The sequence below is a fragment of the Magnetococcus sp. PR-3 genome, assembly GCF_036689865.1.
Classification (GTDB): Bacteria; Pseudomonadota; Magnetococcia; order Magnetococcales; family Magnetococcaceae; genus Magnetococcus.
Window position 1 is genome coordinate 1 of the sequence record NZ_JBAHUQ010000049.1, and the last position, 13,101, is coordinate 13,101.

6 protein-coding genes are annotated in these 13,101 nt (G+C 48.5%); 3 read left to right on the forward strand and 3 right to left on the reverse strand.

Annotated features, from left to right (window positions below):
- Window positions 1-290: 290 nt before the first annotated feature.
- Together V5T57_RS19540 and V5T57_RS19545 are read right to left on the reverse strand one after the other, a co-directional pair.
- Entirely contained in the window at window positions 291-3,284 is a 2,994-nt protein-coding gene (locus tag V5T57_RS19540) for a bacteriohemerythrin (protein WP_332892949.1), read from the reverse strand.
- Between the two features lie 152 nt (window positions 3,285-3,436).
- Window positions 3,437-4,309, reverse strand: coding sequence for a phosphate ABC transporter substrate-binding protein (locus V5T57_RS19545; protein WP_332892950.1), 873 nt, complete (start codon window positions 4,307-4,309; stop codon window positions 3,437-3,439).
- 433 nt (window positions 4,310-4,742) lie between these two features.
- On the opposite strand from V5T57_RS19545, the gene V5T57_RS19550 reads away from it, so the two are divergent.
- Window positions 4,743-6,218: an adenylate/guanylate cyclase domain-containing protein gene (locus tag V5T57_RS19550; RefSeq protein ID WP_332892951.1), complete on the forward strand. Its 1,476-nt coding sequence runs from the start codon at window positions 4,743-4,745 to the stop codon at window positions 6,216-6,218.
- Between the two features lie 125 nt (window positions 6,219-6,343).
- Window positions 6,344-7,390 carry an L-histidine N(alpha)-methyltransferase gene (egtD, locus tag V5T57_RS19555; protein ID WP_332892952.1) on the forward strand — a complete coding sequence of 349 codons (1,047 nt, stop codon included), beginning with the start codon at window positions 6,344-6,346 and terminating at the stop codon, window positions 7,388-7,390.
- 102 nt (window positions 7,391-7,492) lie between these two features.
- On the opposite strand, the gene V5T57_RS19560 is transcribed toward egtD, so the two are convergent.
- Complete coding sequence (locus V5T57_RS19560; protein ID WP_332892953.1) at window positions 7,493-10,900, reverse strand: IscS subfamily cysteine desulfurase; 3,408 nt, start codon at window positions 10,898-10,900, stop codon at window positions 7,493-7,495.
- 114 nt (window positions 10,901-11,014) lie between these two features.
- Here V5T57_RS19560 and V5T57_RS19565 point away from each other — a divergent pair, with 114 nt between their 5' ends.
- Window positions 11,015-13,096, forward strand: coding sequence for a molybdopterin-containing oxidoreductase family protein (locus tag V5T57_RS19565; RefSeq protein WP_332892954.1), 2,082 nt, complete (start codon window positions 11,015-11,017; stop codon window positions 13,094-13,096).
- Window positions 13,097-13,101 lie beyond the last annotated feature (5 nt).

Consider the following 13,101-nt stretch of genomic DNA (forward strand, 5'->3'; position numbering starts at 1 on the left):
TGGGGTTGTGGGGACTTTTGGTCACTGTGGTGACATTATAAAATGGTAATCCATTTCAAACAGGATACCAATGGCACTTGGGCTTGGCGCACAAGCAAAAAGAGGTTACGTTAATACCATATTCCTAACCGAGCTGTTGTCCACAATTCCACAGCCCCATCAAAGGAATATGCAGGGTTCTTGCGGGTTATGGAAGTGAGGAAAAAAGCCCTACCAGGATTCTGAGATGACCATAAGAAAAAAGCCCCTAATCAGGGGCTTTTTCTTGACCAGTACCATGGAGCTTACCATTAAGAAACTCTGCTGAAGATCACTTTATCGGCTTTATGAATATGCTGACTAAGCCAACCTTTTAGAAAGTTCATCATCTCCATACTTAACGCAATTTCACCAGCTTCATACTCAGCTTTGAAGTCTTCCAGCTTCTTCATAAACTGTTTATGGACATTTTTGTGTTCGTCCAATCCCGGAGCTTGTTTACTCGCAAGAATTTCTTCTTCTCGCTTTAAATGACCCCTTGTATAGTCATCCATGCGATTGAGGATAGGTTTAACATCGACCTCTTTCACACCATTCCAGAGCTGACTGTATAGTTCATTAATCATCGACATGAGCTGCTTATGTTCGCTATCGATCTGCTCATTACCAGTGCTGTAGCTATCATGCCATTTAAAGAAGGAGCTTCGGTCCATTTTCTGCCCCAACTGATCAAGGTAGAGATCATTGGCATGCTGAAAAAAGCGACGACGCTGATCATGGAACTTGCCCATGATTAACTTGGCGTTCTCAAAATCATCTTGTTGGGTCAGGTTTACAATCTCGTGACCAATATCATGCATCCCTTTAACAGACTGCTCCATAGCATTCAGCTCTGGGAACCAAGTTAGATCACTACGGTGACGATTAAGCCACTGCATAAAGGGAACACTCTCTAAACCCACAACAGCCTCTTCTGCCAGCGGGGTTTGACTGTGAATGGCTGTTTCCAGAACCCCCATCAAATGCATATATCGCTCTTTAAGCTCTTTCATGTCAAAGAGCTCTGGCCCAATTTCAAAAGCTGACTGGGCGGCACTGAGCCCATCACTAATGGTCCGCGCAACATCTCTAAGTGCCGCAAAGTGGCTAACATGGCCATGCATCTCCATAGCCATAACCAGAGACTCTTCAACTTTGCCGTGGAAGATACGTGTCGTTTCATCCGTTGAGGCAACTGTTTTTAAGGTCTCATCAGCAAACTGGTTAACCTCGGTAGCTTGGGTAGACATCTCTTGGGCAGCAGATGCCGCATTGGCCGATGCAGAGGCAATCTCTTGAGATCCTGAAGCCACTTCACCTGAAGCTTGGGCCACCTCTTGTACCGCAACTTCCAACTCTTGAGCGTTTCTTGTGACCTCTTCATTACCATGGGTGACCTCTCCCATAGCTTGGGCAATTTCCTGAATGGCATGATCCTGCTCTTCAACAGAGTTTGAGATCTCTTCGTTGGCACTATTAATAGAACCAATACTGTTAGAGATCTCACGCACAGCCTTAGATGCCGAACGGGTATTATCCTGAATCTCATCCACCTGAGCGGCAATCATTTTGGTTGCCTCACTGGTTTGACTGGCCAGCTCTTTAACCTCATTGGCGACAACAGCAAACCCTTTACCAGACTCCCCTGCCCCAGCCGCTTCAATAGAGGCATTTAAGGCCAACATATTGGTCTGTTCGGCAATATTGTTAATGATATCAACAACTTTACCAACCTCTTGAGCAGAGTGTGCCAATTTTTCCATGACATTCATGGTACTATTCGCATGGCCATTGGCATCTTGCGAAAGCTGGGTTGCACGGTTACAGCGCCCTTTGACCGTCTGTAACGCTCCTTTAACCTCTGCAACCGCTTGTGAGACTTGTGAAACAGAATTATTCATGACTTCCAATGAACGGTTAACACCAGAAACATTGGCGGTCATCTCTTCAGCAGCTGAGGCCATGGTACTCACATTCTGACTTGCCTGTTCCGCAGCGCCAGCAATGGTATTCATATTATCCGCAACAGAATTAGCCCCACTGGTTAAATTGGCCATTCGGTCAGATGTACGGTTGGAGAGATCCTTAATATTTGCGATGGCCTCAGTTAAGGTCTCATTTTGGTCTGACAAGACATGGGAAAACTCATTCACTTTTTTCGAATTCACACCAAGTGTCCGACTAATCCCCAACACTTCCTGAATAAAGGCCGTCACACTGCTGGACTGCATACCAATGGTACGAACGCTAAACGTCAAACTATCGGCCAGTCTATTGACAAAAATACCAATTTCATCAATTTCATCGGGTTGGTCAGAAATGACCACCCGCTCTGTGAGGTTACCTTCGGCCAGATCTTCAATGGAATGACCAATCTGTGTCAGTCGACTGGTAATCTTGTTGCGGGTAAAGAGTGAGATCAACGCAACCAAGGCAATAGCTGCTATGAATGAGCTCAAGGCCAACTTCCAAACCACGGCCATGGCACCTGACTCTTCAATACCACCAACAATTTCCCATTTAAGTGCAGGAACTTTGGTTGATTGAACAACCCAACCTGAAAGATCCCCCGTCAGCATGCCTTTTTGGATGTCACCATCCATACCTGGTGTTTTACCTACCACACTGTTCGTGCCCCCCAACAGTGCCGCAACAACCTGCTCTTTTTGGAGTTTTTCTGTCAGCTCTTTAACCAAACCTGAGATGGGTTGATAGAGGAATAATAAGCCCTCCATATTGCCTTCCACTTCCAACCCAGCAACCGTGTATAACCCCCAGGTTCCCCCAGACTTACGGGCTATATGGATACGTTTTTTCCCCTGGGCTTTCATCTCAGCCAGCATACTCTCCACATCAAACGCATAAAACTCCTCAACCCGCTTACCACTGGAGAGTTGTAGGTGAGGTTTACCTTTGGCTGTGGCCAGTTGAATAATGGTGTAACGAGGTTTGGCCTCATAGACACGCTGGAAAAAGAGCTCCAGGTTAGAAGAAGCCTCCGTCATACCATCTAAATCTTCGAACACCAAAGAAGTTAAAAAATTCTCGATATCCCGATGAGCCTGCATGACCGCAATATCTTCACTGGTCTGTTTGACTCTCGATTCCACCAAGGAAGCAGAATCCTGCAGCGCAACATGCAGCTTCCCGCGCATGTTATCTTCTAGAACAGTCAGTACCATAGAACCTGACAGCCAACCCTGGACGAGCAAAACCAAGGAAACCAAGACAAACACGACCAATACAATCTTTACGCTGAGCTTCATGGGGACACCCCTAAAAACAACCAAGTCGTGACCAGACCCCCTCTTGATCTCATCACATACAGTATGGGTTACCTGTAAGTAACCCACACAGCTTTACCATCCATGCGACCAAAGTTGAGTGGGGTGTCCCCAACACCCCTCTCAAAGACCACTTAAAACTTCGCTTTGATCATATCCCACTTAGCATCAAGCGCAGCACCTTCCGACATGTTAACGGTACCTTGCGCAGAGATGATGGATTGGCCTTCAGCACTAAGAACAAAGTCCATTACTTTTTGGGCTTCAGGGTTGGTTGGATTTTTGTTCAGCGCCAAATAGAGCGGACGGATTAAGGGGTAAGCACCAGAAGCGATGTTCTCTTTAGTCGGTGCAACACCATCCAAGCTCATGAATTTAACTTTGCGCTTTTTGGCAGAACTAATGCCGTCAACCCCCATGGCACTGGCTGATTTTTCAACTTTAGCTTCCAATGGCCCAGTTGATTTAACCTTAAGGGAGCGGGCTTTAAACTCGTACTCTTTATCCCCAAACACTTCCATACGGAACATATGCCCAACACCGGAATATTTACCATTTCGGGTAACCAGGATAATACGCTTGTTTGGACCACCAAGATCTTTCCAGTTGGTGATCTTACCGTCGTAGATTCCCTTCAACTGCGCCATGGTAATGTTCTCAACAGGGTTGGAGGGGTGCGCAATAACCACCATGGCATCCCAAGCAACTTGCGTAAGAACAGCATTATTCTCCTCACCATGAACGGCACCACCTTCCATGAGCTGCTGGCGACAGGTACCACCAATATCGGTCGTTCCAGCTGATGCCGCGCGAATACCTTTGGTTGCACCACCACCACTGATCTTAATGGGAACACCGGTTTTGGCCTCATAGGCCTTGGCTATTTCTGCCATAAAAGCCTTTTTAGTGATGCCACAACCTTTCCACGACACTTCGGCCGCAGTAGCGTTGGCCGCTAAACCCATTGTTAACAGACCGTAAACAGCAGCAACTGCAAATCGTTTCATTTCCCACTCCCCTACAGACAAGTACAATATGCTAATATTGACAGCTATATATATAACTGCCTATTTTTCAAAAGGTAGCTCACGTTTATTTTACACTCCATTTAATTTATGCCTAGCAAACTTTATTAATATTGCCATTTTTTTTGTTAACAAGTTGTTAATGTAAATATTGTTTTGCAGAATTTGTCACATTGCTTACTCGAATGTGATGCCATGAGACATTCCATCAGAAAAAGACAAAACAATACGTATTATGCACAACAAACCCACGCTTCTTCCTGCAAAACCAAAAAGAACTCTGCGTTACGTCAAAAGCCACCCATACAAAAGCCCATGAATATCGTATGATTCATTATAAAGTCATTCTAAAATGGAAATATTTACATAAAGATCGACGCCAAGCTCAGGGCAACGATTATGAGGGGATACAGCTATGAGCGCATCCATACCATTGGTGCTTAATGGCCATATGCGGATTAAGCTGCATGGCCTAGCCGCGCTTGCAGCCCTGTTTCTAACTTTTTATGGAAAACAGGTCTGTCCATTTATAGACAAGGTAACCCTGCTACATCTGTTCTCCACCCTAGTGGGTATCTTTTTTATTCAAGTCCTTTTAAGAGAGTGGGTATTTAGAACCTACCCTACCCCACCTCCAGGTCAGACCTCAGCCCGACATTTTTTTCGCCTTTCTGTTATAACATGGTTTTTTACTGGTATTTTAGCTTGTGTGGTTACATGGCAGGTGTATGGCGAGGCTTTTCACTGGAGCAGCTACCCAAAACTACTTGCTGGGTACTGGGCATTAGGGGCTGGCCTGCTTTCACAGCTTGAGTACATTATGGTTGAACAACATCTGCGCCGCACAACCCCCAATGGGCAAGGGCAAGAACGTATTACCGTGCGCTTAATGGAGGCATTTGCCGCGTTTACCATTGTACCTGCCCTGGTCATGACCTTAATGAGCTTTCGCTTTGTCTATGAGGGTTATATTGATAAGGCGGCTGCTTTTGAAGTGCTCTTTTTAGCCATCTGTTTTGTTGCAGCGGCTCTTTTTGTCTCCTGGCGTTATGGCCGCGCCCTGCATAGGGATTGTGATGCGCTGACTGAAGCAGTCAACGAAATTGCACATGGACGCTTTGGGGTAAAAGTGGACAGCTCCCGAGCAGATGAGCTGGGGATTATGGCTCATGGTATTAATGAAATGGGACAAGGCCTGGTATTACGAGAACGGATACGGGACGCCTTTGGACGTTTTGTAAACCCAGAGGTTGCTGAATCCTTTATTCAACGCTATGCCCAGGAAGAAAACCATATTCAAATGGGCGGAGAACGAAAGGAAGTGACCATTCTGATTGCTGATTTACGCAGCTTCACCCCGCTTTCAGAATCCATGGATCCCGAAGATCTCACAGAGCTTTTAAACGGATATATGAGCGCCATGGTCCGGGCCATTCAACATCATGGCGGTATGGTTGACAAATTCATTGGCGACGCCGTACTCGCTGTTTTTGGTCTGTCAGACCAGAAAGAAAACGCCCCTCTGCAAGCAGTACGGGCTGCGCAGGCAATGCGCGCCGAGCTGGTCACTTTTAATGTGGCGCAACAGTTCAAGGATCGTCCAATTTTAGAGAATGGTATTGGCATTCACTGTGGTGAGGTCGTGGCGGGATATATTGGTAGTACCGATCGGTTAGAATTTACAGTCATTGGACACAACGTCAATGTTACAGCGCGTATTGAGTCCTTATGCAAAACCCCCAACCCACCCATTCTTTTTTCGCACCCCGTAGCTGAAGCCATACAAACGGATATTCCTGTACGTGAAATCACCACGGCATCATTAAAAGGCGTGACCGAACAGATCACACTCTACAGCGTATTCCCTGAAAATAGGCATCCTGAAAAATGACTTTTTGGTAATTTATTAGGGGTGCCGACAATCCTTGGTTGACGAACGGATTGTCATCTTTAATTATAAGGCTCCCTGCGGGAGAGAGCAGGCTGTTTGACATGCATTGTAAATAAGGCTTCTTCATGGATACCCACCCTTATAGTGAAACCCACGGTTTTACCGCCCATGCTCTACAAGAGCTTGAGGCACAACGCCCTTCTGAGTACGGGACCATTCGGGGGTTTTACGACACCCACCCGACCCTATCAGAGCTGAAGGCAGAGGTGATCGAGGGGTTATCCAACACTCCCAAACAGATCTCACCTAAATTTTTTTACGACGCCTACGGCTCTAAACTCTTTGATGCCATCACAGAGCTGCCGGAATACTACCCCACACGTACAGAGATTGCGCTTATCCGTCAACATGGTGCCGAAATGGCACGCATGGCGGGTACAGGCTCCGTTCTGGTTGAGCTAGGCAGTGGTAGCAGCCTAAAAGTACAACTGCTGCTTGAAGCGTTGAAACCGGCAGCCTATGTCCCCATCGATATATCCCGTCAACATCTTCTTGAGTCGGCAGAATCTTTGGCAAAATCCTTTCCACATACGGCTATTTTCCCCGTTTGTGCCGATTACTCCAAAGATTTTCACCTACCTGAGATTGAGGAAGAAGCCCCACGTTTGGCCTTTTTTCCGGGTTCCAGCATTGGGAACTTTGAACCCAAGGATGCCGTTACCCTGCTGGGTCGTGTGGCCAAACTGCTCGGACATGGCGGAGGCTTAATTATTGGGGTCGATCTCCCTAAAGACCCCCAGGTACTCCATGCCGCATATAATGATGCACAAGGGGTAACCGCCCAGTTTAATGTCAACCTGTTAACCCGCATTAACCGTGAAGCCAGTGGACACTTTAACCTCAGTCAGTTCACCCATGATGCTTTCTTTAATGAAGATCTCAGTCGTATTGAGATGCACCTAAAGAGCACGACGGATCAGATTATTAAAATCGGTGATCATAGCTTTACCTTTGAAAAAGATGAAACCATCCATACTGAAAGCTCCTACAAATATTCTGTCGAAGCTTTTAGGGATTTAGCCAGTACCGCTGGTTTTCATTCTGAAGCTCTATGGATGGATGAAGAAAAGCGGTTCAGCATTCATTTTATGCGGGTTGGAAAAAGCAACTAAGCCAGCTTAAATCATCATAAAAAAAGAGGGGGGATTTGTATCCCCCCTCTTTTTTTGGTCAGACATTCAGCTACGGATGTCTGTATGAATCCACTTTTTTGGCTAACGGCAGCTCACAAACCGGATACTACTCATGGTATCTGTCAGTGTCTCTTTAAACAGCGATAACACCTGATCAATCTCTACTTCTGTGGTTGCCGCCCCCAGTGAAAAACGCACCGAACAGTGCGCATCTTCTGCCGATATTCCCATTGCCAACAAAGCATGGGAAGGATCAGGATTCCCCGATTTACAGGCAGAACCCGAGGAGAAATAAACGCCACGACGATCCATCACCAACACCAGAGACTCCCCACGAATACCCGGTAGGGTTACGTTTAAGGTGTTTGGAAGTCGTTTTTGTGCGTGCCCATTGCGCTTGGCACCAGGTACCTGCGTAAGAAGCCCCTCTTCCAACTGATCACGCAGGGCACTTAACCGCTGATTCTCACCATGGCGAAGGGCCAATTCAGCCCGTTCACACGCTTTACCAAAACCAACAATACCCGGCACATTTTCTGTTCCTGCACGCAGCCCCCACTCCTGGCTGCCGCCCGTTGTGACAGCATCAACATCCACCCCTTTACGGATATACAGCGCCCCAACACCTTTAGGACCATGAATTTTATGGGATGAGACAGACAGCAGATCAACCCCAAGATCCTCAACATTAAGAGGGATTTTGCCCAACGCTTGCACCGCATCGGTATGAAAGAGCACTCCTAGATCACGTGCCATGGCAGCCATCGGTTGAATGGGCTGTAACGTACCTGTCTCATTATTGGCCGCCATAATGGACACCAAGGTCGTTTGTGCGGTGAGCGCCTGCTCATAGGCCTGCATGGAAACCAACCCATGTTCATCCACTGGCAGGTAGGTAATGCGGTGCCCCTGCTTCTCCAAACTACGGCAGGTTGCAAGAATAGCAGGATGCTCAACAGCAGAGGTAATGATGTGGCAACGCTGACCTTGCTGCACAGAGACCACCCCTCTGAGGGCCATATTATCGGCCTCGGAGCCACTTCCTGTAAACACAATACGGCGGGCGGTACAACCCAGCACCTGAGAGAGCTGACGCCGAGCATTTTCCACAGCATGTCGCGCTTTAACACCTAATCCATGAATGCTGGAAGGGTTACCAAAGGCTTGCTCCATAAAAGGTCGCATAACTGCGATCACTTCAGCGTCCAGGGGGGTCGTTGCATTGTGGTCTAAATAGATCTCCGTCTGGACAACCTCTTGGGTCGCCTGTTTAACCGGCTCTGCCTGTTCTTCTATTTCAGAGAAACGGGCGTCTGCATCTCCTGCTTTTCGTATTTCACATAACAGGGTTTTGTAGATGGGAAAACCTGAAATGGGATCATAATGTTCTGGATCCGTCAGAACGTTTACATTGCAGGCTTGCCATGACTCAGGCCCAACCGGGCCCCCTCCCCCCATGTTGGCATCCACCGACCCTTTAACAATACTATCGGTTACCCGAGCTCGATATTTGATCTCACCACGAGGACTTTTAACCCAAACCCAATCTCCATTTTGAATACCACGCGCTTCGGCATCTTCGACATTCATGGTCACTCTTGGGTCAGGCTGCTTCTCTGCCAACCCTTTTACGCCATGGTGCTGGCTGCGGAAATCATAATAGGTTCGCCCTCCAGAATTCAGCACCAGAGGGTAGGATTTAGCTAAATCCGGTCTAGCCAAAGGGCCTTCCTGGGGTTCGGTATAGACCGGCAGCGGATCATACCCATGCTCAGCCAAGATCGAAGAGCTGATCTCAAATTTGCCGGAAGGGGTCGCAAACCCATGTTGGCCATCCTCACGCAAATGACCTTTTTCCCATTTTTTATACTGCATCATCGCGGTGTTTAACTGAACATGACCACCCGCTTGACGTACCTGCGCCACGGTAAACTCTGTCTCTTCTAAGGCCCGCTCCAAAATCGCCTCTTCAGTTTGCGGGTAGAGCTCACCATAACCAAGCCGCTCTGCCAGTTCCGCTAGGATAAGAAAATCATTCCTTGCCTCCCCCACGGGTTCCACCATTTTTTCCCGAATGGCAAACATCGGCCCATAGCGCATGAAGGAGGTACACTCGTAGAGTGTCGTGGCAGGTAAAACAATATCTGCATAGGCTGAGTCTGCCGTGTGATACCGGTCAATAACAACCAGAAATTCCAGTTCCGAGAGGGTGCGTTTCCACAATGCCGGGTCAGGCCAAGAGGTCATCAACGATCCCCCAAGCACCATTAAATCCCGTACTTTATAAGGCACCCCTTCTAAGACAGATTGTGGTAAAGAGATGGCATGAGACTCTCCACGATAGGCGGAATAGACAGGGAAACGATCCCGCCCCAACGCCTTGTCTGCACCAGGGTTTTTAATTAAATGTGCCCGATTTTGAGGAAATTGATTCTCTTTCATCCGAATTAAAAGACCACCAGGCACATCCAACTGCCCTGCTAATGCCCAGAGAGTAAATACAGCACGAATGGCCTGCACACCACTATCTGAATACTCCAAGCCTGTATACATAACCGGACATGCACCACGAGCATTGGCTATTTTACGGGCGATCTGCCGTACCTGATCCGCAGGCACACCTGTAATCTCCGCAACGACATCAGGATGGTAGTGCTGAACATATTGGGAGAGATCCTCAAACCCCACCGTCCAATTTTTCACAAAAGCTTCGTCGTAGAGCTCTTCTTCAATCAGCACATTGATCATACCCAGGGCCAAAGCACCGTCAGTACCGGGCCGTATGGGGTGCCACTGAGCATCTGCCTCGACACAGGTTTCCGATCGACGGGGGTCAATAACCAACACTTCGGCCCCCCGCTGTTTGGCTTCCAGTATTTGATGGTGTGCCATGGGGGGGGAGTCTGTGGCTGGGTTGGCCCCCCAAACCACAATTAATTCTGATTGAGGAAGGTCTGTCTCAAGGCTGATCAACATCTCCCCAAAAGTGACGTGAGGAGCGATCATGGCAAAGGAGACATAACAGAGTGCCCCAACCCCCAGGGTGTTGGGAGAACCAAAGGGAAAGAGCACACTACTGGCAGATGAAACCGCCACATCATCTGGCTGAAACAGGTCACACATGGCCATATCAAAACTACCACGCCCTGTATAAATAGCCGTGGCTTCCGCACCATGTTTGGCTTTGGTCGTTTGTAGACGCTCCGCAATGGTCGACATAGCCTCATCCCAAGAGATGGGCTCAAACGCATACGAACCTTTGGGCCCCACCCGTTTAAGGGGGGTCTTTAGGCGGTCAGGATCATACACCACATTGGGCGATTTACGCCCAATACGACAGATCATACCTAAGGGGTGATCGGGCCTGGGCTCTACCGAGACCATTTTATCCCCTTCATATCCGACCCTCACCCAGCAGCCAGCAGGGCAAATACCACACATACCATCTTGGTGTTTTTGGGAAGTTTGTTGATCGCCAGATTGAGACATGGGAACGTATCCGGTTGCTGTTGGTCAAAAGGGTCGGCAAACTCTAACCGATGGCTCACTGAGATGCCACCGACCTAGTCCCTTTTTTAAACCATTGCTGACGAGAAAAGTTCCATGAACAGCACACTCCCTGAAAAGACCACTTGCTATCAATGTGACATGAACTGTGAATTTGATGTGCATTACAAAGCGGATGGCTCGTTAGACAAACTCACCGGCCCAACCTGCCCCCGTGGCGATGTGCAGATGGAGATGCAGACCCATCCACAGCGTCTACGCACCCCTTTGAAACGGGTTGGCCCTCGGGGTTCTATGAACTTTGAGCCCATAAGCTGGGATGAAGCGCTAGAGATCTGCGCCCATGAACTGGATAAAATCCGCCAGCGCGATGGTGCTGAAGCGTGTGCTTTTTTCAGCGGCTATACCAAAGAGGCCCGCCCCCATTTACAACGTTTGGCCCATCTATTTGGCTCGCCTAACTATATGACTGAATCAGGCTGTTGTTTTACCTCTACCCTGGTTTCTGAACAACTCACTTATGGCTACCGGCTCAAAACCTCCAGCCTACAGGATGCCGATGAGACCCGTTGTCGGCTCATATGGTCAACCAACCCTGTCCACTCTGTGCTTCCTTACGGAGAACACCCGGTTATTGCCCCCAAAGATGGGGTAAAAACCATCGTTGTTGATCCCCGTTTGACAGAAACAGCTCAACGGGCCGACCTCTATCTACCCATTCGCCCCGGTACCGATGGTGCCTTGGCTCTTGCCATACACCAACAGCTTTTTGAGAATGGCTGGTCAGATGAAGCATTTTTGGCCAAGTGGGCCAATGGTATTGAAAACTTTAAAGCATACGTCAAAGATTTCACCCCCAAGCGGGCCAGTGACATCTGCTGGGTACCCGAAGCGGATATTAAGCAAGCTGCGGAGTGGTATGGACACCACGGTCCATCTCAGTTGGTTTTATCGGCCACCTCAACCACCCAACATAGCAACGGTTTTCAAAACCACCGGGCGGTTATTTTACTTGCTGCCACCGCTGGCTACGTTGATATTCCCGGGGGTAATCGCTTCTTTATTGATAAAGTTGTTCCTAAGGGAATTGACCTATTTAAAGAAAAGATTGATACCTTACCACCCCGCGTCGGTCAAAAACGTTTTCCTGTCTGGACCAACCGCTATCCCGCGGCCCACAGCATGGTGTTGGGGGATGCCATTGAACAGGGGGACCCAACCCCCATACGCGGTCTGTTTGCTTTAGGCATCAACCCCATTATGTGGCCCGATACTGACCGCTTCATGAAATCCTTAGAAAAACTGGATTTCTTCTGCATGGTTGACTTCTTCCATACCCCTGGCAGCCCCCTGGCAGATTTGATCTTGCCTGCAGCGACCTCACTGGAACGTGAAGCTTTGATCACCGCCAGTAGTTGCCAATTCCGCGGGGTGGTACAACATCGTAAAGCCGTTACCGAACCCGTTGCAGAAGCTCGACCCGATGCGCAAATTGTACTGGATCTAGGCTGTAAGCTGGGTATGGCTGATCAGTTTTGGCAGGGTGACCTTCACGCCAGCATTGAAGAGCAGGCTGAAGGGCTGGGAGCCCCCTTATGGGAGCAGGTTAAAAAAGAGCCTGGAGGTATCACCGTCTTTGGCACCGCGGTTATGGATGATGATGTGGATGAGGTAACCGAAAAGCTCTATGAAGCACGTGGTTTTCCCACCCCCAGTGGTAAAGTGGAGTTTGATGCCGATGAGCTCCATCAATCTGGTTATGATGGCCTTCCCACCTACAAAGAACCCGCGGAAAGCCCACACTCAAAACCAGATACCGCCAAAGACTACCCACTGGTACTAACAACCGGTGGGCGCTCTGTGGTGTATACCCACTCCCAACAACGCCGCTTTGACGCATTATTGGCCGTCGATCCCGTTCCTCGTGTACAAATGCACACCTCGGAAGCAGAGCAACGGAATATTGTGGATGGTGACCGGGTAACCGTCTCCTCCCCACGTGGCTCCATTGAGATGATCGCAGCGGTCAGCGATGAGATTCGTGAAGGTATTGCCCACGCCTATCATGGCTGGGCAGATGCCAATATCAACCGGTTAACCGAAGGGGATTTTTCATTGGATCCGATCAGTGGCTTTCCGGCTTTCAAATCCAGCCTATGTCAAATTCATAAGGGCTAAAAAAC

Excerpts from the sequence above, each read along its gene's own strand:
- V5T57_RS19540 (WP_332892949.1), bottom strand. The coding sequence starts at position 3,284 with ATGAAGCTCAGCGTAAAGATTGTATTGGTCGTGTTTGTCTTGGTTTCC.
- V5T57_RS19545 (WP_332892950.1), bottom strand. The coding sequence starts at position 4,309 with ATGAAACGATTTGCAGTTGCTGCTGTTTACGGTCTGTTAACAATGGGT.
- V5T57_RS19550 (WP_332892951.1), top strand. The coding sequence starts at position 4,743 with ATGAGCGCATCCATACCATTGGTGCTTAATGGCCATATGCGGATTAAG.
- egtD (WP_332892952.1), top strand. The coding sequence starts at position 6,344 with ATGGATACCCACCCTTATAGTGAAACCCACGGTTTTACCGCCCATGCT.
- V5T57_RS19560 (WP_332892953.1), bottom strand. The coding sequence starts at position 10,900 with ATGTCTCAATCTGGCGATCAACAAACTTCCCAAAAACACCAAGATGGT.
- V5T57_RS19565 (WP_332892954.1), top strand. The coding sequence starts at position 11,015 with ATGAACAGCACACTCCCTGAAAAGACCACTTGCTATCAATGTGACATG.